The sequence below is a fragment of the Ramlibacter sp. G4-7 genome, from assembly GCF_057784995.1.
Window position 1 is genome coordinate 126,844 of the sequence record NZ_JBYNTT010000012.1, and the last position, 23,746, is coordinate 150,589.

22 protein-coding genes are annotated in these 23,746 nt (G+C 69.5%); 5 read left to right on the forward strand and 17 right to left on the reverse strand.

Going from position 1 to position 23,746, the window contains the following annotated elements:
* Window position 1: 1 nt before the first annotated feature.
* From AC3EGR_RS17580 to AC3EGR_RS17595, 4 genes are all read right to left on the reverse strand, one after another.
* Window positions 2-874, reverse strand: coding sequence for a carbohydrate ABC transporter permease (locus tag AC3EGR_RS17580; protein ID WP_488547800.1), 873 nt, complete (start codon window positions 872-874; stop codon window positions 2-4).
* Window positions 871-1,773: a carbohydrate ABC transporter permease gene (locus AC3EGR_RS17585; protein ID WP_488547801.1), complete on the reverse strand. Its 903-nt coding sequence runs from the start codon at window positions 1,771-1,773 to the stop codon at window positions 871-873. Before AC3EGR_RS17585 ends, AC3EGR_RS17580 begins: the two co-directional genes overlap by 4 nt.
* A gap of 9 nt (window positions 1,774-1,782) precedes the next feature.
* Window positions 1,783-3,093, reverse strand: a complete 1,311-nt coding sequence (locus AC3EGR_RS17590) for an ABC transporter substrate-binding protein (RefSeq protein WP_488547802.1) — start codon at window positions 3,091-3,093, stop codon at window positions 1,783-1,785.
* A gap of 63 nt (window positions 3,094-3,156) precedes the next feature.
* Entirely contained in the window at window positions 3,157-4,236 is a 1,080-nt protein-coding gene (locus AC3EGR_RS17595; protein WP_488547803.1) for an ABC transporter ATP-binding protein, read from the reverse strand.
* Window positions 4,237-4,531: 295 nt separating this feature from the next.
* Between AC3EGR_RS17595 and AC3EGR_RS17600 the strand changes: the two genes are divergently transcribed.
* Entirely contained in the window at window positions 4,532-5,302 is a 771-nt protein-coding gene (locus AC3EGR_RS17600; protein WP_488547804.1) for a transglutaminase-like domain-containing protein, read from the forward strand.
* On the opposite strand, the gene AC3EGR_RS17605 is transcribed toward AC3EGR_RS17600, so the two are convergent.
* The gene (locus AC3EGR_RS17605) at window positions 5,295-5,978 is read right to left on the reverse strand and encodes a Rossmann-fold NAD(P)-binding domain-containing protein (protein ID WP_488547805.1); all 684 of its coding nucleotides are present in this window, start codon (window positions 5,976-5,978) and stop codon (window positions 5,295-5,297) included. The two genes, AC3EGR_RS17600 and AC3EGR_RS17605, sit on opposite strands and share 8 nt — an antisense overlap.
* A gap of 66 nt (window positions 5,979-6,044) precedes the next feature.
* Window positions 6,045-7,817, reverse strand: a complete 1,773-nt coding sequence (locus tag AC3EGR_RS17610) for a DEAD/DEAH box helicase (protein WP_488547806.1) — start codon at window positions 7,815-7,817, stop codon at window positions 6,045-6,047.
* A 344-nt stretch (window positions 7,818-8,161) separates the two neighbouring features.
* On the opposite strand from AC3EGR_RS17610, the gene AC3EGR_RS17615 reads away from it, so the two are divergent.
* The 3 genes from AC3EGR_RS17615 to AC3EGR_RS17625 all read left to right on the forward strand — a co-directional run bounded on the left by AC3EGR_RS17615 (window position 8,162) and on the right by AC3EGR_RS17625 (window position 14,322).
* Window positions 8,162-10,393, forward strand: a complete 2,232-nt coding sequence (locus tag AC3EGR_RS17615) for a hypothetical protein (RefSeq protein WP_488547807.1) — start codon at window positions 8,162-8,164, stop codon at window positions 10,391-10,393.
* A gap of 103 nt (window positions 10,394-10,496) precedes the next feature.
* Complete coding sequence (ettA, locus tag AC3EGR_RS17620; protein WP_488547808.1) at window positions 10,497-12,164, forward strand: energy-dependent translational throttle protein EttA; 1,668 nt, start codon at window positions 10,497-10,499, stop codon at window positions 12,162-12,164.
* Window positions 12,165-12,234: 70 nt separating this feature from the next.
* Window positions 12,235-14,322 (forward strand): DUF1631 family protein, encoded by a 2,088-nt coding sequence (locus AC3EGR_RS17625; protein WP_488547809.1) that lies wholly within the window; start codon window positions 12,235-12,237, stop codon window positions 14,320-14,322.
* Between the two features lie 52 nt (window positions 14,323-14,374).
* On the opposite strand, the gene AC3EGR_RS17630 is transcribed toward AC3EGR_RS17625, so the two are convergent.
* Complete coding sequence (locus AC3EGR_RS17630) at window positions 14,375-14,707, reverse strand: hypothetical protein (protein WP_488547810.1); 333 nt, start codon at window positions 14,705-14,707, stop codon at window positions 14,375-14,377.
* Window position 14,708: 1 nt separating this feature from the next.
* Window positions 14,709-15,182 (reverse strand): OsmC family protein, encoded by a 474-nt coding sequence (locus tag AC3EGR_RS17635; protein WP_488547811.1) that lies wholly within the window; start codon window positions 15,180-15,182, stop codon window positions 14,709-14,711.
* Window positions 15,183-15,450: 268 nt separating this feature from the next.
* Between AC3EGR_RS17635 and AC3EGR_RS17640 the strand changes: the two genes are divergently transcribed.
* A complete protein-coding gene (locus tag AC3EGR_RS17640; RefSeq protein WP_488547812.1) occupies window positions 15,451-16,299 on the forward strand; it encodes a lysozyme family protein in 849 nt (282 codons plus the stop codon).
* A 52-nt stretch (window positions 16,300-16,351) separates the two neighbouring features.
* Here AC3EGR_RS17640 and AC3EGR_RS17645 read toward each other — a convergent pair whose 3' ends face one another.
* The 9 genes from AC3EGR_RS17645 to AC3EGR_RS17685 form a co-directional block, all read right to left on the reverse strand.
* Window positions 16,352-17,710, reverse strand: coding sequence for a TAXI family TRAP transporter solute-binding subunit (locus AC3EGR_RS17645; protein WP_488547813.1), 1,359 nt, complete (start codon window positions 17,708-17,710; stop codon window positions 16,352-16,354).
* Window positions 17,707-18,684: a P1 family peptidase gene (locus AC3EGR_RS17650; protein WP_488547814.1), complete on the reverse strand. Its 978-nt coding sequence runs from the start codon at window positions 18,682-18,684 to the stop codon at window positions 17,707-17,709. The genes AC3EGR_RS17645 and AC3EGR_RS17650 overlap by 4 nt, the downstream gene beginning before the upstream one ends.
* Before the next feature lie 125 nt (window positions 18,685-18,809).
* On the reverse strand, window positions 18,810-19,103 hold the full coding sequence (locus tag AC3EGR_RS17655; protein WP_488547815.1) for a copper-binding protein: 294 nt from the start codon (window positions 19,101-19,103) through the stop codon (window positions 18,810-18,812).
* On the reverse strand, window positions 19,100-19,588 hold the full coding sequence (locus AC3EGR_RS17660) for a DUF411 domain-containing protein (protein WP_488547816.1): 489 nt from the start codon (window positions 19,586-19,588) through the stop codon (window positions 19,100-19,102). Before AC3EGR_RS17660 ends, AC3EGR_RS17655 begins: the two co-directional genes overlap by 4 nt.
* Window positions 19,585-20,082 carry a cupredoxin domain-containing protein gene (locus AC3EGR_RS17665; protein WP_488547817.1) on the reverse strand — a complete coding sequence of 166 codons (498 nt, stop codon included), beginning with the start codon at window positions 20,080-20,082 and terminating at the stop codon, window positions 19,585-19,587. Before AC3EGR_RS17665 ends, AC3EGR_RS17660 begins: the two co-directional genes overlap by 4 nt.
* Window positions 20,083-20,095: 13 nt before the next feature.
* Complete coding sequence (locus AC3EGR_RS17670; protein ID WP_488547818.1) at window positions 20,096-21,478, reverse strand: multicopper oxidase family protein; 1,383 nt, start codon at window positions 21,476-21,478, stop codon at window positions 20,096-20,098.
* 2 nt (window positions 21,479-21,480) lie between these two features.
* Window positions 21,481-22,869 (reverse strand): TolC family protein, encoded by a 1,389-nt coding sequence (locus AC3EGR_RS17675; protein WP_488547819.1) that lies wholly within the window; start codon window positions 22,867-22,869, stop codon window positions 21,481-21,483.
* Entirely contained in the window at window positions 22,869-23,147 is a 279-nt protein-coding gene (locus AC3EGR_RS17680; RefSeq protein WP_488547820.1) for a hypothetical protein, read from the reverse strand. Before AC3EGR_RS17680 ends, AC3EGR_RS17675 begins: the two co-directional genes overlap by 1 nt.
* Window positions 23,148-23,208: 61 nt before the next feature.
* Window positions 23,209-23,586 (reverse strand): hypothetical protein, encoded by a 378-nt coding sequence (locus tag AC3EGR_RS17685; protein WP_488547821.1) that lies wholly within the window; start codon window positions 23,584-23,586, stop codon window positions 23,209-23,211.
* Window positions 23,587-23,746 lie beyond the last annotated feature (160 nt).

Below are 23,746 nucleotides of genomic sequence, written 5' to 3' on the forward strand. Positions count from 1 at the left end.
TTCACTCCTTCACCGCACCCGTCAGCCCCGACACGTAGTACTCCACGAAGAAGGAGTAGATGATCGCCACCGGCAGCGAGCCGAGCAGGGCGCCGGCCATCAGCGCGCCCCAGTGGTACACGTCGCCTTCCACCAGTTCGGTCACCACGCCCACCGGCACCGTCTTCACCTCGGAAGAAGACACGAAGGTGAGCGCGTAGATGAACTCGTTCCACGACAGCGTGAAGGCGAAGATGCCCGCCGAGATCAGGCCGGGAACGGCCAGCGGCAGGATGATCTTGACCAGGATCTGCAGCCGCGTCGCGCCGTCGATCAGCGCGCACTCCTCCAGTTCGTAGGGGATCGAGCGGAAGTACCCCATGAGCAGCCAGGTGCAGAACGGGATCAGGAAGGTGGGGTAGGTGAGGATCAGCGCCCAGCGCGTGTCGAACAGCCCCAGCTGGAACACGATGGCAGCCAGCGGGATGAACAGGATCGACGGCGGCACCAGGTAGGCCAGGAAGATGGAAAGGCCCACGTGGCGCGAGCCGCGAAAGCGCAGCCGCTCGATCGCATACGCCGCCAGCACCGAGGCGAACAGCGAGACGAAGGTGGAGACCACGGAGATGATCACCGTGTTCCACAACCACTCCGGGTAGGCCGTCTGGAACAGCAGCTTGTGGATGTGCGCCAGCGTGGGCTTGAGCACCCAGAAGGGATTGCCCTCGCGTGACAGCAGCTCGGCGTCCGGCTTGAAGGCCGTGATGGCCATCCAGTAGAAGGGGAACAGCAGCACGAACACGAAGATGCCCAGCGGGATGTAGACCGTCACCACGCGGCGCGGCAGCGTGCTCAGGTAGGCCATGCCCTGGCTGTCGTCCGGGGACTCCTTCATGCGTCGCTGCCTCCCTGTTGCCACTTGCGCCGCTGCAGGCCGAAATAGCTGAAGAGGATGGAGGCGAGCAGGAACGGCACCATGGCGATCGCGATCGCCGCCCCCTCGCCGAGCGCGCCACCGGGAATGGCGCGCTGGAAGGACAAGGTCGCCATCAGGTGCGTCGCGTTCAGGGGCCCGCCGCGCGTCAGCACGTAGATCAGCTGGAAGTCGGTGAAGGTGAAGAGCACCGAGAAGGTCATGACCACCGCGATGATCGGCGTGAGCAGCGGCAGGGTGATGTAGCGAAAGCGCTGCCAGCCGGTGGCGCCGTCGATCGCGCCGGCCTCGTACAGCGAAGGCGAAATGGTCTGCAGGCCCGCCAGCAGCGTGATCGCGACGAAGGGCACGCCGCGCCAGATGTTGGCCGCGATGGTGGAAAGGCGCGCGTTCCACGGTTCGCCCAGGAAGTCGATGTAGCGGTCGATCAGGCCCATCTTCATCAGCGTCCAGCTGATGATCGAGAACTGCGCGTCGTAGATCCACCAGAAGGCGATCGCCGACAGCGCGGTCGGCACGATGTAGGGCAGCAGGATGACGGTGCGGAAGAAGGTCTTGAAGGGGATGTGCTCGTTGAGCAGGATCGCCAGCCACAGTCCCAGCGCGAACTTGATGACGCTGGCCACCACCGTGTAGAAGAGCGTGTTGAACAGCGCCAGGCGCGTGACGCTGTCGCCCCAGAGGAAGACGTAGTTGGACAGCCCGATCCAGTCGCCGCCGCGGCCGATCTTGGTGTCGGTGAACCCGAGCCAGACCCCGAGGCCGAGCGGGTAGGTGAGGAACAGCAGCAGCAACGCTGCCGCGGGCAGCATGAATAGCAGCCCGAGCAGGTTGCGGCTGTTCTGCAGTGCGCGCAGCATGCGCCGCGCTCAGACCTTGTAGTAGCGCTCGGCGCGCTGGGCCGCGCGCTGTGCGGCTTCCTTCGGGGTCTTGGAGCCGCTCACGGCCTCGGCCACCATGTCCTGGACGATGAAGTCGGCCAGCGCACCCGCGGACGCATAGCCCAGGCGGCCCTGGTAGCCGGCGGGACGCATGTTCTTGACGCAGTCGCGGTAGGGCGTGTGCTTGGGATCCACCGTCCACACCGGGTTCTTCTCGTAGGCGCGCAGCGGCTGCGAGATGTAGCCGCCGGCGGCCTGCATCCAGGGGCCGTACTGCTCCTCCTCCATCATGAAGCGCACGAACTCCTTGGCCGCCTTGGGGAACTTGCTGTGCTTGAACACCATCTGGTTGAAGAACAGGTGGTATTCGGTGGGCACGCCCACCGGGCCGACGGGGAAGTTCGCGTGCTGGATGTCGGCCGCGAGCTCCTTGACCTTGGGGTCGGTCGCGTTCTTGGCCGCGTAGTAGATCGAGATGCCGTTGTTGGTCACCGAGATCTGGCTGTCCAGGAAGGCCTTGTTGTTGTTCGGGTCCAGCCAGGACAGCGTGCCCGGGGCGAAGTTGGCGTACAGCTCCTTGCCGTACTCCAGCGCCTTGAGCGTCTCGGGGCTGTCGATGATCACCTTGTTGTTCTTGTCCACCAGCGCGGCGCCGAAGGCCCAGATCAGCCACTGCGTCCAGCCGCTGTCGCCGGTGGCGTGGCCCAGCGCCATGCCGCCCGGCGTGCCCTTGGCCTTGAGCGCCTGGAACATCTTGAGGAAGCCGTCGGTGTCGCGCGGGAAGGCGTTCACGCCGGCGGCCTTGAGCATGCTGTCCCGGTAGACCATCATGCTGCCGGTGCCGCCCAGGGGGATGCCGATCCAGCGGCGGCCATCGGGGCGCAGGTAGGCTTCGCAGGCGGGATACCAGCCGCCGTACTTGGTGCCCAGGTAGGTCGCCAGGTCGGTCATGTCGACCAGCTTGTCGGGGTAGAGGTTGGCGTCGTCGTTGGTCGACAGGATGATGTCCGGTCCCGCCCCGGTGTTCGCCGCCACGGCTGCCTTGGGGCGCACGTCCTCCCAGCCTTCGTGGTCCACCCGCACCTCGATGCCGTACTTGTCGCTGAATTTCTTCACGTTGGCGAGGTAGGTGTCCTCGTCGCCCTGCACGAAGCGCTTCCAGCGCAGCACGCGCAGCTTGGCGCCCTTTTCCGGCTGGTTGCTCCATTGCGCCTGGGCGCTGGCCGGCCACATCAGCGGCAGCGACACCGCGGCCGCGCCGGCGGAGGCCTTCTTCAGAAACTTGCGACGGTTGGTCATGGCTTGTCTCCTGGTCTTGTGGTGAACGCAAAGGGAACGCAAGGACTCTTGGCCGCCGGCCCGCTAGTGGACCAGCCGCACGCCGCTGGCGGCGTCGAACAGGTGGGCGCGCGCCGGGTCGGGGCGCAGCCGGATGACTTCCCCGGGGCGGAACGCGTGCCGGTCGCGGAAGACGCTGGTGACCTCCACGCCCGCGATCTTGGTGAACACCTGGGTGTCCGCGCCGGTCGGCTCCACGACCACGACCTCGGTGGCGACGCCGTCGTCACCGTCGGCCAGTTGCATGTGCTCGGGACGCGTGCCGTAGAGGACTTTCTGGCCGTCCTGCGCCGCGCCGGCGTGCGGCGGCGCGGGCAGCCACGAGCCGTCGCCGAATTCCACCCGGGCGCCGATGTCGAAGCGCCGCAGCACGCCGGGCAGGAAGTTCATGGCCGGCGAGCCGATGAAGCCGGCGACGAACTGGTTGACGGGGCGGTCGTACAGCTCCAGCGGCGAGCCGGTCTGCTCCACGATGCCGTCGCGCATCACCACGATCTTGTCCGCCATCGTCATGGCCTCGATCTGGTCGTGCGTGACGTAGATCGAGGTGGTCTGCAGGCGCTGGTGCAGCTCCTTGATCTCCGTGCGCATCTGCACGCGCAGCTTGGCGTCCAGGTTGGACAGCGGCTCGTCGAACAGGAACACCTGCGGGTCGCGCACGATGCAGCGGCCCATGGCGACGCGCTGGCGCTGGCCGCCCGAGAGCTGGCGGGGATAGCGCTCCAGCAGCGCGTCCAGCCCCAGGATGTCGGCCGCCTTGCGCACGCGCGCGTCCACCTCCGCCTTCGACTGCTTGGCCAGCATGAGGCTGAACGCCATGTTGTCCCGCACGGTCATGTGCGGGTAGAGCGCGTAGTTCTGGAACACCATGGCGATGTCCCGCTCCCTCGGCATCAGCTTGTTGACGACGCGGCCGCCGATGGCGATCTCGCCGCGCGTGATTTCCTCCAGCCCCGCGATCATGCGCAGCAAGGTGGACTTGCCGCAGCCCGACGGACCCACCAGCACCGTGAACTGTGCGTCCTCGATGGCGATGTCCACGCCGCGGATGATGCGCGCGGCGCCGAAGTCCTTTTCCACCCTCCTGATGTCGACCGTGGCCATGGTCTCCCGAAGTGAGTTGCGAGGCGACGGCCCTTGTAGCATGGAAAAAATGGGGCGTCATCAGCAGCGAACCCGTTGGCAGCCGGCTGCCGCGTGACGCGCAACCCGGACTTTTGCCCGCGACGGATGCCACGCGCCGCACCGCCCGACCCCCCGCGGACACCGCCGGTATCCCCTGAACAACGCTTAGGGCACTCTCCTAGCCGCGGCCTCCTGCTTGCGCATACACTTTGACACAAATCCCGGGCTGCACCGGCACCGGGGGAAGTACGACGTTGGGAAGAAGGTAGTAGCCGTGGCATTGCCCACCCATTGCGGCCCGCACGAGGGCATCGACGATCCCGAGCGCTGGCTCGGATCCTCGCCGCTGCTGGATCTCGAGGATCCCAAGCTGCGGCTGCGGGTGCGCTCCCTGGTGCAGTTGTGCAAGAACGACCGGGAGAAGGCCCTGGCCGTGTACGGCTACGTGAAGCGGCTGCCGCTGACGCGCCGCCTCAAACTGCGGGCACTGACCGCCCGCGAAGTCCACGACGCGGGCCGCGGCGACGCCCCGGACAAGGCCACGCTGCTCGTTGCCATGCTGCGCATCGCCAGGGTGCCGGCGCGGCTGCGCATGGTGGGCCTCTCGGGGGAGATCCTGCGCGGCGTGGCCCCCGGCCTGAAGGAGGCCTACCGGCCGGTGCTCGAGGTGTTCCTGCAGGGCCGCTGGCTGCGCACCGACACCTACATCTACGACGCGGCGTGCATGGCTGCCGCGCGGCAGCGCCTGAAGGACCTGGGCTGGGAATGGGGCTACGGCATCCACGTCAACGGCAACATGGTCTGGGACGGCCACGAGGATGCCTTCCTGGGCGGCGTGCCGACCGAGTGCGACCTGATGGTGACCGCCGACCTCGGCCTGTTCAACGACGCCGGCCACTTCAACTCCTCGCGCAGCTACCGCCGCCAGTTCACCGTGTGGCAGTCCCTGCGCTGGATCCTGATCGCCCCGCTGGTGGACTGGGGCCTGCGCAACCTGCGCAACGAGATCGTGCGGCCGGTGCCGCAGACGAGCAGGTTCAACTGATTCGTCCGCCTCCAGGCTGCATCGCCCCCGACAGCAGCACCTGCTGCCCCCGCGCCACCGGCACCGTGCGCAGCAGCGCCCGTGCGACGTCCGCAGCCTGGATCGAGCGGTAGTTGCGGGGAATCAGGGGCGCCAGCCAGCGGCTCACGTGCAGCGCCAGTTTCTCGCCGCCGCGCTCGGGCTGGCCCAGTGCAATGCGGTCGCCCGCCAGCATGGACGGGCGCGCCACGACGAGGCCTTCGTACCCCAGGCGAGCCAGCTCCGCCTCGAGTTCACCCTTGACGCGGCTGTAGAACAGCGAGGATCGCGGGTCCGCCCCCATCGCGCTGACCACGCCCAGGCGGCGCGCGCCGGCTGCGAGGCCGGCACGGGCGACGGCGAGGTTGGCGTCATGGTCGACAGCGCGAAAGGCCTCCTGGCTGCCTGCGGCCTTGATGGTGGTGCCCAGCGCGAGGTAGACCTCGTCGATGCGCGGCAGCGGCGGCACTGCGGGGAAGTCCACCCGATGGACCGTCAGCTTGCCATGCTGCACGTCCAGCGGCCGGCGGGCCAGCACGTGCACGGCCGCGACGCTGTCGTCGGCGAGCAGCCCGCGCAGGATTTCCCGCCCCACAAGACCGGTCGCGCCCGCGAGCAGGGCGGAGCGAAGGTCTGTGGCTTGGGCGGAGGCTGGCATGTCCGCCTAGCTTAACCAAGACGAAAAAAAACCGCCCCAGGGGGCGGTTCTTCGCGGGGCTGGCGATCAGCGCCCGTAGTTGCGGCTGGGATTGCCGCCGCGGCCGCGGTTGCCGCCGCCGTTGCCGTTGCGCCGGTTGCCGGCGCCCATGCTGTCGATGCTGGTGCGGGTGGGATCCGGCTGGCCATTCGCGTTGACCCGCTTCACGCCGGTCATGTCGCGCCGGCCGGGCATGTTGGTGCGCAAGGGATCGACGTTGCGCGGCATCCGCTCCTCGCCGTCCTCGTCACGCTCCTGGCGCGGCGGCTGCGGTTGCGGCGCACGCTGCTGCTGCGGCGGACGCTGGCCATTGCCGTTGTTGCCGTTGTAGCCGTTGCTGCCATTGTGGCCGTTGGCACCGTTGCTGCCGTTGCGCGCATGCTGGGGCCTGGGACCGCGCGGCTGCTGCGCCCTGGACTGGCCGTTGCCGGCTCCATTGCCATTGCCGCTGCCGTTGCGCGCCTGCTGGCCGTTGCCGCCTTCGGGCTTGCGCCGGGCCGGCTGGCCCTGCTTGTCCTTGTTCTCGCGCATGCGCTGCATCATCTCGCTGCGCGCCGCCTTGGCCGCCGCATTGAGCACTTCGCGCGAAGGCGGGCGGCCCTTGCCGCCCCACAGCACCTGGCGGCCCATGGCGATCGGCTCGGCCTGCTCGCCGGGCTCCGGGCCGAAGCCCTCGACCACCTGCACCGGGATGTCCTGCTTGGTGAAGCGCTCGATCTCCTGCATGAAGCCTTCCTCGTCCAGGCAGACGAGGGACACGGCCTGGCCCTCCTTGCCGGCGCGGCCGGTGCGGCCGATGCGGTGCACGTAGTCTTCCGGCACGTTGGGGATCTCGTAGTTCACCACGTGCGGCAGGTCGTCGATGTCGATGCCGCGCGCGGCGATGTCGGTGGCCACGAGCGCACGGATGTCGCCGCTCTTGAAGCCGGCCAGCGCCTGGGTGCGGGCGGTCTGGCTCTTGTTGCCGTGCAGCGCCATCGCGGTGATGCCCTGCTTGTTCAGGTAGTCGGCCACGTGGTTGGCGCCGAACTTCGTGCGCGTGAAGACCAGCACCTGCGACCAGTCGTGTTCCTGGATCACGTGCGCCAGCACTTCCTTCTTGCGGTTGCGGCCCACGGGGTGCACGACCTGGGTGATGCGCTGCACCGTGGTGTTGCGCGGCGTCACCTGGATGCTCTGCGGGTTGCGCAGCAGCGTGTGGGCCAGGTCGCGGATCTCGTCGCTGAAGGTGGCCGAGAACAGCAGGCTCTGCTTTTCCTTGGGCACCAGGGCCAGCACCTTCTTCACGTCGGGCAGGAAGCCCATGTCCAGCATGCGGTCGGCTTCGTCGAGCACGAGGATCTCGACGGTGGACAGGTCGAGATGGCCCTGCTGCTGCAGGTCGAGCAGGCGGCCCGGCGTGGCCACCAGGATGTCCACGCCCTTCTTGATGCGGTCGATCTGCGGGTTCATGCCGACGCCGCCGAAAATGACCGTGGAGGTGAGCGGCAGGTACTTGCCGTAGGTGCGGATGGACTCCTCGACCTGCGCGGCGAGTTCACGCGTGGGCGTGAGCACCAGGGCGGCGATGCCGTCCTTGCCGAACTTGTTGGTCTTGCCGCGGCCCTTGCTGAGCTTGTGCAGCATGGGCAGCGTGAAGCCGGCGGTCTTGCCGGTGCCGGTCTGGGCGCCGGCGAGCAGGTCATGGCCCTCGAGGACGGCCGGGATGGCCTGGGCCTGGATGGGGGTGGGGATTTCGTAGCCTTGCTCGTGGACGGCCTTGAGGATGGCCGGGGCAAGATTCAGTTCGTCAAACGTCATTAAGTAGAGAGCGCCCTCCCGGGCGCTGGGGCATCGGCCGTTCCGGGCCACGCAGGCCGGATCCAGTCAAAGGCAGATGAGGTTTCAAGGGGGTGGGAGCCGGCAGGCGCTGCGAAAGGCCTGAAGGGTCCCCAGCGGAAAAGCTGGACCCGCAGGCAACTGGAGGCGCCGCGGGAAGCTGCATTGTCGCATGGTTCGCGATTTCCCGCCGGGCAGGGTGCCGGCTGTTGCGCGGAGGCACCGGCTGTCGCGCGCAAAGTGTCACCCGTCCTGACAAAAAGGGCCCAGCGCAACTGCAGACCCATAATCGTCCGCAGTAGTCCTTACGACAAATGGCCAAGACGATGAAGCTCCGCCTCGGTGTGGCGGACGATCCGACCCAGCTGCAGCCTTCGCTCAGCGACTGCCTGGCGGCCATGCTGCAGCAGGCGGACTCGCTCATGGGCGAGGTGCTCGAGGGTCTGACGGCCGGCGTCGCGGGCACGGGGGCGCGCCGCATGTCGGGCTTCCAGCTGCCCAACGTCAAGGGCGCGGTGCTGGCCCTGCAGACGGCTTCCAGGACGGTCAAGACCACGTTCGTGAACGAACTCACGCGCCTGGTCTACGAAGGCGGGGGCAAGGACCAGACCACCGCCGAGGTTCTGCGCTTCGAGGACCTGCAGCTGTTCGCCGACGAACAGCTCGACCAGAGCATCGAGATCGCCCGCGCCCAGCAGGAGGTCGCCATGTCGGTGGACGACACGCTGCCGGCGCTGGACGCCCTCATCAGCACCATGCTGGGCTGGCGCACGATCCAGCCGGGATTGAACCCGGTGCGGCCCGACGTCTTCGTGCGCGCGCTGCAGTTCACGCTGCAGGAGCACGTGCCGGAGGGGGGCGTGCGCGAAGCGCTCATCACGCCGGCGGCTGGCCTGCTGGGCGTGAACCTGCGACGCGTCTACAAGGAAATGTCCGAGTGGCTGCGCTCCACCGGCATCGAGCCCGCCGTCCCGCTGGGCGGACGCATCGACCGGGCCACCGGGGCCAGCGGCAAGACCGTCACCGATGCCGCCGCCAAGACGCTGCTGACCCTGGACCGCCTGCGCAAGCTGCTCACCGGCGACTTCGACCAGCCGCGCAAGGCCGAATTCCTGCATACCGTGCCCGCGTCGATGGCCATGCTGCAGGACATGAAGAAGACCGACGAACTGGTCAAGCGCCTGGAGCAGCGGCCCAAGGCGACGCCCGCCCCGGCGCAGCCGGTGGACATGCTCGCCGACCTCGGTCTTCCCGCCACCGCGCCGGCGCGCATCGGCCAGCAGCTGGGCGAGGAAGTGGTGCACATGATGTTCGAGCACCTCATGGAAGACCGCCGCCTGCTGCCTGCGCTCAAGCGCCAGCTGCGGACCATGGAGCCGGCGGTGCACCGTCTCGCCAAGGAAGATTCGCGCTTCTTCGCCGACCGCACGCACCCGGCGCGCCTGGTGCTCGATCGCATCGTCCAGCGCAGCCTGGCCTTCACCTCCGAGCAGGAGCCCGGCTGGGGCCGCTTCATCGCTTCGGTCGAGTCGGCCGGCCAGTGGCTGGAGAGCAAGGTCATCGACGCGGACACCTTCAAGGAGCTGCTGCAGAACCTGCAGGAGCAGTGGAAGGAGCAGGACCACGGCAGCAAGCAGAAGCGCGAAGAGGCCGCGCGGGCCCTGCTGCACGCGGAGCAGCGCAACCTGCTCGCGCAGAAGCTGGGCGCCGAGTTCCTGGAGCTCGTCGCCGCCATCGACGTGGCCGACTTCGTGCGCGATTTCCTGCGCAACGCGTGGGCGCAGGTGGTGGCGGAAGCGCAGCTGAGCTGCGTCGACGGCTCCTCGGACCCCTTCGGCTACCGCGCGCTGGTGGACGACCTGATCTGGAGCATCCAGAAGACCTCGGCCCAGCGCGGGCGGGCGCGCCGCCTGGTGCAGATGATCCCCTCGCTGCTGCAGCGCATGCGCGAGGGCCTGGCGCGCATCGGCTATCCGCCGGAGCTCACGCAGCGCTTCTTCGACCACCTGATCACGCTGCACCAGGCGGCGGCGCAGGAAGGGCGGGACCCCAAGCTGCAGAAGGCGGCGGACCAGGCCTGGGAAGAGGAATCGCAGTTCAGCGAAAGCGCCGTGGACATGTGGCTCGACGGCGTGGAGGTCCAGGAGTCCGGCTACGTCGACTTCCCCGGCGTGGAGACCGACTTCGAGCACGTGGCGTCGGCCGAGGCGGCGCAGCAGGAGGCTGCCGCCCAGGAGCAGGAGACGCGGCGCGCGGAGGAGGATGCCCCCGGCGAGGTCACCCAGGCGGCGGCCCGGCCGGAAGACCTGCGGGTGGGCACCTGGGTGGAGATCCTGATCAAGTCCGAGTGGGTGCGCGCGCAGCTCACGTGGTGCAGCCCGCACGCGACCCTGTTCATGTTCACGGCGGTGGGCGGCACGGCGCACTCCATGTCGAGGCGCACGCTGGACCGCCTGCGTGCCGCCGACCAGGTGCGCATCGTCGCCGACCGGCCGGTGGTGGACGAGGCCCTGGACCAGGTGGCCCAGGCGGCGCTGAAGAACAGCCTGAAGCCCTGAGCGTCACGGGCCGGCCCCGAGCCGGTCCCGGCGGGCATTTGCCGCGCCGCCCGCCCGATTCCCGGCCCTCAACGATAATGTGCGGTTTCCTCGCAGAACCGCCATGGCCCAGTACGTCTATACGATGAACCGTGTCTCCAAGATCGTGCCGCCCAAGCGGCAGATCCTGAAGGACATCTCGCTCAGCTTCTTCCCCGGCGCCAAGATCGGCGTCCTCGGCCTGAACGGCTCCGGCAAGTCCACGCTGCTGAAGATCATGGCCGGCATCGACACGGAGATCGAGGGCGAGGCGCAGGCCATGCCGGGCCTGAAGATCGGCTACCTGCCGCAGGAGCCGCAGCTCGATCCCGAGCAGACGGTGCGCGAGGCGGTGGAAGGCGGCATGGGCGAGGTCATGGGCGCCAAGGCCCGCCTGGAGGAGGTCTACGCCGCGTATGCCGAGCCGGATGCGGACTTCGACAAGCTCTCCGAGGAACAGCAGAAGCTCGAAGCGATCATCGCCGCGGCCGGCGCCGAGAACGACACGGGCCACCAGCTGGAGATCGCCGCCGACGCGCTGCGCCTGCCGCCGTGGGAAGCCACCATCAAGAACCTCTCCGGCGGCGAGAAGCGCCGCGTGGCGCTGTGCCGCCTGCTGCTGTCCAAGCCGGACATGCTGCTGCTCGACGAGCCCACCAACCACCTGGACGCGGAATCGGTGGAGTGGCTGGAGCAGTTCCTGGCCCGCTTCCCCGGGACGGTGGTGGGCATCACCCACGATCGCTACTTCCTGGACAACGCCGCCGAGTGGATCCTGGAGCTGGATCGCGGCCGCGGCATTCCGTACAAGGGCAACTACTCCACCTGGCTGGAGCAGAAGGAAGCGCGCCTGGAGACCGAGCAGCGCACCGAGGACGCCCGCACCAAGGCGATGAAGAAGGAACTGGAGTGGGCGCGCTCCAACCCGAAGGGCCGCCAGGCCAAGAGCAAGGCGCGCCTGGCCCGCTTCGAGGAACTTTCGGACTACGAATACCAGAAGCGCAACGAGACCAACGAGATCTTCATCCCGGTGGGCGAGCGCCTGGGCCACGAGGTGATCGAGTTCGTGAACGTCAGCAAGTCCTTCGGGGACCGCATGCTGATCGACAACCTGAGCTTCAAGGTGCCCGCGGGCGCCATCGTCGGCATCATCGGTCCCAACGGCGCCGGCAAGTCCACGCTGTTCAAGATGATCGCCGGCAAGGAGAAGCCCGATTCCGGCGAGGTGAAGATCGGCAAGACGGTGCAGATGGCCTTCGTCGACCAGCACCGCGACGAACTCGCCAACGACAAGACCGTGTGGGAGGACGTCTCGGGCGGCCTCGACATGATCAACATCGGCAAGTTCACCATGGCCAGCCGCGCCTACTGCGGCCGCTTCAACTTCAACGGCAGCGACCAGCAGAAGAAGGTGGGCATGCTCTCCGGCGGCGAGCGCGGCCGCCTGCACCTGGCCAAGACCCTGCTGCAGGGCGGCAACGTGCTGCTGCTGGACGAACCCTCCAACGACCTGGACGTCGAAACGCTGCGCGCGCTGGAAGACGCGCTGCTGGAGTTCGCCGGCAGCGTCATGGTGATCAGCCACGACCGCTGGTTCCTGGACCGCATCGCCACCCACATCCTGGCCGCGGAAGACGAAGGCAAGTGGGTCTTCTTCGACGGCAACTACCAGGAATACGAGGCGGACAAGAAGAAGCGCCTCGGCGAAGAAGGTGCAAGACCGCACCGGGTGCGCTATAAAGCGCTGAAGTAGAGCGCCAGCTCTGCGAAGCGTCCCCCGCGCAGGCGGAGGGTCCACACGATCGCCAGGAGGGGCGTCTCCGTTGTCCGGCGCCACGCCACAACCGCAGTACCACTCGCTGTATCGCGCCTGCATCAAGGACGCCGCCATCGCCGGCGGCGACCTGATGCGGGCGACGCTCGTGCGGGCGTTGTCGGCGCTGCCCCTGCAGGCCGCGGCGATCGCGGACGTGGTGGACCGCAACCTCCTGCTGGAGGCGATCGGCGTTCTGAAGGACCAGCAGACGGCCATCGCCGCGGCCTTTCCGCAGGCCTTGCTGGCCGAATTCGCCCAGGCCATCGCCGGCGACCGCAGCTCCAGCCTCAGCTTCGAAACGCTGCCCCTGCTGGGGGACGAGCAGCTGCAGGAGAACGCGGACCTGGTGCAGGGCGCCCGCGCGCTGGAAGAGGCGGTGCGGCCGCAGCTCACCGCGCTGGAGACCGCGCTGGCCGCTGCGCAGCTCACGACCCAGGGCGGCGAGCACCGGCATCCGCTGCGCCCCGAGGTCTACGCGCGCAGCATCTACCGCCTCGCCCGCCAGAGCCCGGTTTCGCCGGCGGTGCGCCGCCGCTGGCTGCGCTACCTCCCGCCGCTCATGGCGCCCGAGCTGGTGCACACCTATGCGGCCATGGCGCAGCGGCTGCAGCCGCCTGCGCTGTCGCAGCCGATGGCGCTGGAGCCCGAGGTGCCGCAGGAGGCGCGGGACAGCGCCACGCAGCTCACCATCCGCGAGCTGCGCAAGCTCCTCGCGGGAGACGCGGGCGACATGGGGGGCGCCGACGACGGCACGATCGCCTTTTCCGATTCCGACTTCTCGCACACGGTGCCCGCGGCGCTGGAGATGGTGCAGGACATGCGCAAGGTGGACCAGTTGCTGCTGCAGCTGCGCCAGCGCCAGGCGGCCATGCCCGGACGCGGCCTGGACAGCCTCGCGGCCTTCCGCGAGGCGCTGCGGCAGGAGGCGAGGCGGCCGGCGCAGGCGCTGGGCCTGGAGGTCGTGCATCTCATGATCGACCACCTCGCGAGCGACCCGCGCCTGCTGCCGGCCGTGCGCGACATCGTGCGCGACCTCGAGCCGCCGCTGCTGCGCCTCGCGCTGGTGGACGCGCGTTTTTTCAGCGACCGCGAACACGCGGCGCGCCGGCTGCTGGAGCAGATCACGCAGCGCAGCCTCGCCTGGTCCTCGGCCGACGACGAGGGCTTCTCCACCTTCATGGAGGGCCTGCAGCAGGCCACCGAAGCGCTCCTGGACGCCGGCGGCACCGGCCCCGAGAGCTTCGAGATCGCCTTGTCCGCGCTGCAGGACGCCTGGGAGGAAGCGCAGCCCAAGGGGCGGCGCAACCGCGAGCGCGCGGTGCGGGCGCTGCTGCGCGCCGAGCAGCGCAACCTGCTCGCCGGCCGCATCGCGCAGCAGATCCTGGACCGTCCCGACGCGGCCAAGGCGCCGCCCGAGGCGCTGGCCTTCCTCACGGGCCCCTGGGCGCAGGTGATGGCGCAGGCGCGCCTGACCGACTCTTCCGGCGGCGAGGACCCGGGCAACGGCTGGTGGGTGGTGCAGGCCGTGCTGTGGAGCGTGCAGCCGGCGCTGGCCGGGCGCATCGCCGGCCAGAACCGCATGCTCGTCGCGCGCATCGACGCGGGGCTGGTGAGCATCGACCACATGCCGGCCGACACCGATCGCTGGCAGAACCTGCTGTCGGCGCTGCGCGACCTGGCGCTGTCCACCGCCACCGGCAGCTCGCTGCGCGCCCACGAGCCCGAGCCCGCGCCGGAGACCAGCAACACCTGGCTCGCACCGATCGAGATGCACGAGTCCGGCTTCGTGCCCGATCCGGTCCATGCGCCCGGCGCGACGGCGCCCGACTCGCTGCCGCCGCAGGACCTGGAGGTCGGCGCCTACGTGGACCTGGTGGGCGACGGCTGGGAGCGCTGGCAGCTCACGTGGGCCAGCCCGCATGGCCTGCTGTTCATGTTCACCCATGCCGGCGGCACGACGCGCTCGATGACGCGGCGCAAGCTCAACGCGATGATGGCGCAAGGCACCTTGCGCCTGGTGTCGGCGCATCCGGTCGTCGACGGCGCGCTCGATGCGGTTGCGCGTGCGGCGTGGCGCAACAGTTCGAGCTTGTGATCGCTTCGGTGGGGTTCGCTGGCCCTGACCACCACCCTGCGCATGCAGGGCGTCACGCCTGCCACACCCCGTACCCTTTCTCCCGCAACGCGATCCCCAGTTCCACTTCCATCTCCACCGCCGCGCGGTAGGGCATCGGGTTGTAGACCGCATAGAGATCGGGCCGCAGCCGCACGCCGTAGGCCTGCACGTAGTTGTTCGCCTGGATGCCGGCCTTGTGCCGGTCGAAGCGAAGGTCCGGATCGAGCCCCGTCATGCCCACGTACACGAAGGGCATGCCGAGGCGGTAGTCGGGATTGCAGCGGCGAAAGCGCGCGTTGTTCCACACCGCGTCGCTGAGTTCCACCACGTAGACGTGGTAATGGTGGCGCCCGCCGCGCGCCATCTCAGGCGGGACGCCAGCTGCCTTCGACGCGCACGGCGCTGCGCAGCGAGTTGGCGATGTAGCAGCGCTCGTGCGCGACCTGGTGCAGCGCGTCGACCGCGGCGTCGTCCGGCCGGCGGGCGCCGGAGAACACGACCTGCGGGCGCAGCACGATGTCGGTGATCGCCTGGCGCCCGAACCCGATCGGGCCCATCTGCGCTTCGGCCGTGTCGCTGTAGCTGTCGACCACATAGCCTTCCGCTGCCGCCAGCGAGAGGAACCACAGCATGTGGCAGCTCGACACGGACGCCACGAGTGCCTCTTCCGGATCGACGGCCGAGGGATCGGAAAAGGGCAGGCGCACCGAGTGCGGCGAGCTCGAGCCCGGCACGACCGCGCCGCCGTCGAAGCGCCAGCTGTGCGCGCGCTTGTATTGCAGGTCGGTGAACACGGCACCCTCGCGCTTCCACTCGACCGTGCAGCCGTAGTTGGCCATGCGTCTTCCCTCAGCGGGCTGCCTCATCGTTTTGCAAGCCCAGGTTTATACGTGCAGCAAGACTCAGCGGCAAGCCTTGCGCGCCCCTCGCGCGGGAGCGAAAAGGCCCTGTGAATTTTCACGCGCAGAGCCAGCGCGCACGCCTTGTTGCATGAGTTTTTCACGTCTGACAGCAATGTAGGACAAGACGCTGTAACAGCCCGAACTTTCACCGACAGCGGCCCTCAGTCACCACTCGTTCGCAAAAAACCAAGCAGGGGACCCAGGCATGAGAGAACGTGTTGCCACGCAACTCACTTCGATCCGCAATGTCGCGATGCTGGCCGGCCTCGTGGCCGTGGGCCTGACCGGCTCGATGGGCACGGACCGCGCGCCGACCTCGGACACGCTGGCTCAGCGGATGCAGACCGGCAAGGTGGTGGACGCGATGCCGGCCGCATCGCAGCTTGCCTTTGCGGGCGCAGCCGGCCATGCCGGCTCGCCCTTCGGCCTGAAGGTCGACGGCTACTACGAGCAGCTGCGCACGAAGATGCACTGGCTGCCCGTCAAGTACGCGGGCAATGTGCTGCAGACGCCGGACGTGCCTTCGCGCCTGCTGCTCGCCCGGTCCGCCGCGCAACGCGCCGGCCTGGAACAGGTGGGGCTGAGCTACCGCGACGTCTACGGCATCATCAACGCCGAAACGTCCTGGATCCCGCGCCTGGGCGCCAGCAAGGACGGCACGCCCAACCTCGGCATCGCGCAGTTCGAGCCGGCCACCGCCAAGGCCGTGGGCCTCACCGATCCCACCGACCCCGTGCAGGCGGTGCATGCGATGGCCGTCCACCTGAAGGAAGCGGCCGTGTGGAGCGCCAAGCGCATCGCGGGGCTCAAGCTCACGCCGGAGCAGCACGCGCTCAAGCTGCGCGAAGGCGTCTCGATCTACTACAACCTCTCCAGCAAGGGCCGCAGCGTGTGGGACGGCACGAACACCGCCAAGCTGCCGGTGGAGACCCGCCGCCACATCGCCAATGCGCGCGTCGGCGCGATGGAAGCCGGGGAACTGGAAGAACAGTTGCGCCAGGTGAAGGCACGCGTCGGCGCGCCGGGCATGATGACCGCGTCCTACGGCAACTGAGGCCCGGCCTCGCACCCGACACGCCGGCCGGCTCCTCGCCCGCCGGCGTTTTTCATGCGGCTGTCGCCACGGCTGCGGGTGCCGGCTGGCCTAGTGCGCGGCGCCGCACGGCGTCGATGTTGTTGCGCAGCGCATAGAGCTCGTCGGCATACGACAGCGGCACGGTGATGCGGCCGACGCGTTCGTCGAGCGCCTCGAGCTCGCGCACCGCGTTGCCCGACTCGTCCGGGTCGGCCTGCAGCCGGTTCTCGATGTCGCGCAGTTGCCCGTACCAGCGGAACACGCGCGAGCGGATGCGGAACTGGTACAGCGGCGGCACGATGCGCGACAGCGGCAGCAACACCGCCAGGATGATGCCCAGCGCCAGCCACATGCGTTCCACCAGGTTCGCGAGCCAGAAGGGCAGCCAGCGCTGCAGGAAAGGCTTGCCGACGCGGATGGTCCGTTCTGCCTCCTGCGCGACCGGGTACTCGCTGTGCTCGATGTTGGGGAAGCTGCCCGCCTTGTTGAACCAGCCCGCCGGCCCGTGCAGGTCGCGCGCGGCCTGCGCGAAGAGCTGCAGCAGGGCGGGATGCGTGCCTTCGCGCGCGAGCAGCCCCGTCGTCGTCGCCACCAGCCGCACGTCCTGCGGCGGCAGGTCGTGCGCGAGGTCCACCACGCCGCGCGGAAGCTCCACGGGCGTGAGGAAAGGCATGCGGCGCGAATAGGCCTCGCTCTGGCTGAAGTCCATCAGGCGCACGCCGGGCGTCTGCAGCAGCATCTGCACCATGAGCGATTCCGGCGCCGAGGCGAAGACGATCAGGTCCAGGTCGCCGTTGAGGAAGGCCACCGTGGCGGCGGTCTGGTCCAGGCGCGAGATCTTCATCTGCGTCGGATCCAGGTTGTTGGCTTCCAGCAGCCGCCGCATGATTCCCGGCGAGCCGCTGCCGCGTCCGCCGACGTTCAGGCGCAGGTCCTTCACCTGCGTCAGCGAGGTGAGCGCGCCCCCCGGCACCTTCTTCGCCACGTCCTCGCGGTAGAACAGCCACAGCGGCTCCACGAACAGGCTGCCGAGCGAGACGATGCCGCTGTCCTCGTTGGCGCTCGGGTCGCCGCTGCCGCCTTGCACGAAGGCCAGGTCGGTCTTGCCTTCCTTGAGCAGCCGCAGGTTGGCGCGCGAGCCTTCGCTGGGCAGCAGCACCACGTCGATGCCGTAGCGCTTGAGTGCCTGCTGGTAGCGCTTGCCGAATTCGTCGTACGCGCTCTGCGCCGGGCCGGTGGCGAGCGTGACCTTCTTGGGCGGGTTGGGATTGAGCCACCAGTACGCCAGCACCAGCAAGCCGACCGCCAGCACCGTGACCGGGCCGGCGGAGATCAGCAGGTCACGCAGCGACAGCAGGCTGTGGCGCAGGAGCTTGACCGGCTTCTTCATGCGAGGTCGCCCGCGGCCGGCAGGTGGATCCCGGGCAGCGTCACGGCGCGCGCGGCACGCACGGCGCGTACGACGGCCTGCGCGCAAGCCTCCGCCGCCATCGCGCCCAGCGTCATCATGCCCAGCGTGCGGCCGCTGGCGCCGGTGGCCAATGCGAACAGGGCGTCGCCGTCGGACAGGGTGTGCACCGGGCGAATGGTGCGGGCGAGGCCGTCGTGGCCCTGGGTCGCGAGCCGGCCGGCCTGCACCTTGGTGAGCACCGCGTCGGTGGCGATGATGCCGATGGTGGTGTTGCTGCCGGCCAGCATGGGACGCGCTTCCTCGCCGCGCAGCAAGGCCGCGTGCGCATCGAGCAGGCCGGCGCCGTCGGCGGTGCGCGCGCCGGCGACGATGCGGCCCGTGCCGGGATCCACCACGTCGCCCAGCGCATTGCACGCCACGATGGCACCCACCGTCACGCCGTCCACGCGGACCGAGGCGGTGCCTATGCCGCCCTTCATGGCACGCGCGAACCCGAAGATCTTGCCGACCGCGGCGCCCGCGCCTGCGCCTGCATTGCCTTCCGCGGGCGCCGCGCGCGAGGCGGCCTCGCAGGCGGCGTAGCCCGCCGCCGCATCGGGGCGGATGCGCGCATCGCCCAGCGCCAGGTCGAACAGGACCGCGGCCGGCACGATGGGCACGCGCGCAGGCCCGACTTCCAGCCCGATGCCGCGTTCGTCGAGCCAGCGCATGACGCCGCCGGCCGCATCCAGCCCGAAGGCGCTGCCGCCGGAAAGCAGCACGGCATGCACGCGCTCCACCACGTTGTGCGGCGCCAGCAGGTCGGTTTCGCGCGTTCCGGGCGCGGCCCCGCGCACGTCGACGGCGCCCACCGCGCCCGCGCGGGCCAGCACCACGGTGCAGCCGGTGGGCCGGCGCGCGTCCGTGAAGTGGCCGGCCTCGATGCCGCCCACGTCGCAGATGGAAGAACTCATGAAACGATCATATGCGGGGCGGAAGGCGGCACCGCATTCCTGCGGGCCGATCGCGGGCAAGGTGTCAGGTCCGCGCATCGCCGGCGCCGCCTGGCGTCGGATGGGCGGCAGCGCCGCTCTGCGGCCTACTTGGCCGCAGGTTCGATCGCGGTGAGGATGTACTCGCCAGCCGCATCCTTGTCGGCGGCGAAGCGCACCTGGTCGCCGGCCTTCACGTCCTTCAGCAAGGACTTGTCCCTGGCCGTGAACACCATGGTCATCGGAGGCATGTCGAGGTTGCGGATCTCGCCGTGCTTGAGCGTGATCTTGCCGGTCGCGCGGTCCACCTTGCGCACCAAGGCCTCGGTCAGCACCGGCTGCGCCAGGGCGGCCGCGGCAAGAAACAGGGCGGGCAGGGCAATGGAAATGCGTCGGATCATGGGGCCCTCCGGGAAGTGCGGGACTTGTTGTACGAGGCGTAGACGCGGTGCTCGCCGCCCTTGCCCACCAGCAGCACGTCGTAGGGATCGCGGCGGCCGTCGTAGGCCGGGCCGTCCATGCCGGGCGAGCCCACGACCATGCCGGGCACCGCGAGGCCGACGGCCTGCGGTTTTTCCCGCAGCAGGCGGCGGATCTCCTGCGCGGGCACGTGCCCTTCGACGGCGTAGCCGCCGACGAGCGCCGTGTGGCAGGAGCCCAGCTTGGCCGGGATCCCGAGCCTCGCGCGCATGGCGCTGTTGCCGGTGTCGTCCACTTTCGTCGCGAATCCCTGGTCCTGAAGATGCTGCACCCAGTCTTGGCAGCAGCCGCAGTTCGGGTCCTTCCAGACTTCCACGAGCACCTTCGCGGGCGCCTGCGCCAGGCCTGCCAGCGGTAGGGCGGCGGCCGCGAGCAGCAGGACGCGGCGGGTGGTGGCGGTGCTCATGCCTTCTTCTCCTTCGGGGTGACGACGATCGTGCCCTTCATCCCGGCTTCGAAGTGGCCGGGGACCAGGCATGCGAATTGGAACGTGCCCGGCCGGTTGAAGTTCCAGACCATCTCGCCCCTGGCCGCCGGCCCGACGTGCGCCATGTACGGCTCGTCGTGCTGCATCGTCGGGAATTTCTTCATCAGGGTGGCGTGCTGCGCGAGTTCCGCCTCGCTGCCGATCACCATCTCGTGCAGCACCTGCCCGCCGTTGCGGATCACGAAGCGGATGATCTCGCCCTCGCGCACCTCGATGCGCTCCGGCTTGAAGCGCATGTCGTCGCCCATCGCGATCTCGATGGTGCGCGCGCGCTTGGCGTCGCCGGCGATGCCCCAGGGCTTCTGTTCCTTCACGACCTGGCCGGCCCGGCCGGCGTGCTCCGCGGCGCCGTGCGGCCAGGCCGGCGGTGCCGCGAGCAGCGCGGCGAGGGCGATGGCTTTCAATGGCTTCATGGGCAATCCTTGCTCAATGGTGTCCTTCGTGGCCGCCGGGCTTGCGCACTTCCAGCGGCGGGGATGTGGTCTTCGGCGCGGGGGACGATGTGCGTGCGGGCGCCGGCACTTCGCCGGTCCACTCGCGCGCCACCGTGCCCGCCGGATGCCGGTACCAGCCCGGATCCGAATAGTCGAAGCGCTTCTGGTCGCGCCGCACCTTCAGCAGCGTGAACATGCCGCCCATTTCCGCGGCGCCGAAGGGGCCGCGCCCGGTCATCATGGGCAGCGTGTTGTCCGGCAGCGGCATCTCCATCGCGCCCATGTCTGCCATGCCGCGCTCGCCCATGACCATGTAGTCGGGCACGATCTTCTGCATCTTCCTGACCAGGCCCGCATGGTCCACGCCGATCATCGTCGGCACCGCGTGGCCCATGGCGTTCATGGTGTGGTGGCTCTTGTGGCAATGCAGCGCCCAGTCTCCTTCCGCGTCCGCGACGAACTCCATCTGGCGCATCTGGCCGACGGCCACGTCCACGCTCACCTCGGGCCAGCGGGCGCTGCGCGGAATGGGTCCGCCGTCGGTTCCCGTGACAGTGAACTCGTGGCCGTGCACGTGGATCGGATGGTTGGTCATCGTGAGGTTGCCCACCCGGATGCGCACCTTGTCGCCCTGGCGCACGGCCAGGGGATGGATGCCGGGGAACACGCGCGTGTTGAAGGTCCAGAGGTTGAAATCCAGCATCGTGTTCACGCGCGGCGTGGCGCTGCCGGGGTCGATGTCGTAGGCCGCGAGCAGGAAGCAGAAGTCGCGGTCCACTTTGTCGATCAGCGGATGGGCGGCGCGCGGATGCGTGATCCACAGGCCCATCATGCCCATGGCCATCTGCACCATCTCGTCGGCGTGCGGGTGGTACATGAAGGTGCCGGGCCGCTTCGCCTCGAACTCGTAGACGAAGGTCTTGCCGGGCGGAATCTGCGGCTGCGTGATGCCGCCGACTCCGTCCATGCCGTTGGGCAGGCGCTGCCCGTGCCAGTGCACGGCCGTGTGCTCGGGCAGCCGGTTCGTCACGAAGATGCGCACGCGATCGCCCTCGACCACTTCGATCGTCGGCCCCGGGGACTGGCCGTTGTAGCCCCAGAGGCGGGCCGTCATGCCCGGCGCGAGTTCGCGCTCCACCGGCTCGGCCACGAGGTGGAACTCCTTGACGCCGGCGTTCATGCGCCAGGGCAGGGTCCAGCCGTTGAGCGTGACCACGGGGTTGTAGGGCCGCCCGCTGGGCGGCTGCAGGGGCGGGGCGGTATCCGGCTTGTCCTGGCTCACCGCCTCGGGCAGCGCGGCGAGCGCCGCCTTGCCCACGGAAGCGGCGGCCACGCCCGCGAGGGCCGCGCCGCCAAAGAAGGTGCGTCTTTGCATCGTCAATGTCCTGGGGAGGCGCCCTCGGCGCTGCGGCTCGCCGCGGCGGGGGTGGCGAGGGCACCGGGCGAGGTGCCGGTGAGCGCGGTGCGCAGGTCGGTGTCGGCGATCCAGAAGTCGCGCTGCGCCTCGATCGCGCCGTTCACCGCCGCGATGTGGTTGCGGGTCTCGGCCAGCAGGTCCCACACGCTGGCGAGCATGCCGTTGTAGCGCAGTTGCATCTCGTCGGCGATGTGGCGGCGCAGCGGCACGATCTCGTCGCGGTAGTGGCGCGCGAGCTCGTAGGCGGTGCGCCAGCCGTGCCCCGCTTCGCGGGCTTCGCTGCGGGCACGGACGGCGGTCTCGCGCACGCGGGCGACCGACTGCAGGTAGCTCGCCTGCGCGCGGGCGTTGCGGGCCTGGCCCCAGTCGAAGAGGGGGATGGGCACTTCCAGCGCGAAGCCGTTCTTGTTCTCGCGCGTGCCGGATGCGTCGTCGAAGATCGTGTCGTGCACGGCCCCCACGGTGAGCGCATCGACGAACCCCGTGGCGCGCGTGAAGCCCAGCCGGTCGGCCACGTAGGTCGACTCGTCGCGCGCCGCGCGCACGTCGAGGCGCTCGCGCAGCGCGGTTGCCTCGATGTCCGCGCGCTCGGGCAGCGCCTGGGGCAAGTCGGGCAGGCGATCGGGCAGGCCGTAGCCCGCGTCCGCGCCCCACAGCCCGAGCAGCCGGGTGAGCTTCTCGCGGGCGGCGACCGCTCCCTGTTCCGCGCGTGCCTGCTGCGCCGCCACGTCGGCGAGCAAGGCCTGCTCGCGCGCCTGCTGCAGTTTGCTGAAGTTGCCCACGCGTGCCATGCGCCGCGCGAGTTCCGCGCCGGCTTCGGCCGCTTCACGCGCATCGCGCAGGTAGTCCGCCGTCTGGCGCGCGGCGACTGCCTGCACCCAGGCCTTGCGCGTGTCGGCGGCGGTGCGGATCACCTCCTGCGCCGCACGCAGCCGCGCGAGCTGCAGCGACTGGTTCGCATGCTGCGCGCGCCAGGGCAGCGTGAGGAGATGCAGCACATTGAAGCTCAACATCCGCTCGATCTCCAGCACCTGGCCTTCGCGCAGGCGCGAGAAGGCGAACTGCGGGTTGGGCAGCTGCGAGGCCGCGACGCGGTCCGCGTCGTCGATGGACAACGCGGCGAGGCTTGCATCCAGCCCGGGATTGTTCAGCAGCGCGATGCGAACGGCCGTGTCCGCGTCCAGCGTCTGGCGGGCTAGCAGCTGCTGCACGGTGGCGTGCGGATCGGAGGGCGTCCCACCCGTCGCCGGCGCGGCGAGTGCGCCCACCTCGGACCGCAGCGCCTCGGGCGGAGTCACGCTCGCGCAGCCCGCGAGCACCAGCGCGGCGCACAGGAGCAGGGGCCGCATCAGCGCTGCTCCGGCGTCGCGGGGGCGGAGGCGGCGGGCTGCGCCGGCGCTGCCTGGCCGTTCTCCCACTTCACGATGTCCGCGTGGCCGCGGGGGAATCGCGCCACGGCCTCGTTGGCGGCGCGCCAGGGAAGGTCCTGCTCGGCCACGCCCGCGGGAGCGGCAGGCAGCACGGAGTGGTAACTCGGCGGCGGCACGGGGGCCGCGGGATCGTCGGCACCGGCGGCTGCGGACAAGGATAGGGCGGCCAGCGCGGCCGCGAGACAAGTCGTTTTCAAGGCGATCTCCAGCAAAAGACGGAGCGCCGCGCTGGGCGCGGACGCACTTCGGGCTTGGAGATCAGTCCCGGGGTGGCTTGAAGGCGAGCACGGGCTCGGCGCTGCTGAAAGCGCGCTGCACGTGCATGGGTGGCGGGTGGTGGAAGCCGGCCATCGCCAGCGGCCGCACCGGCGTCGAGAGGGCCACGGAAGTGCAGACCTGGCAAGCCGCGCAGGTCGGGCAGTGCTCGGCCGCGGGCGGGTGCGCCTGCGCGTCCTGCCCGGCCTCCATTCCATGGTCCTGGTGCTCGCAGTCATGCGCAGCGCCGGCGGCCACGCCCGCGTGGTGCTCCTGCTGGACGGCGAATTGCTGCCGGAGCATCTCGCCGGCCATGGCCTCTCCGACCCACCCGCGCAGGGGCAGCAGCACGACCATGACGAGGAGCAACCAGCGGCGCATGGTGCGATCATACGTCCGGTCCCGCCGCAGTTCCCAGTGGGGGCAGGACAAGTCCTACAGGCGGCTCTGGGCGTTCTCCGACAGGGGCGAATCGCTGGGCTTCCTACAGTGTCTGCTTCGGCCGGCATCTGCCGGCATTTTCTTCAGCAACGACCCGCCG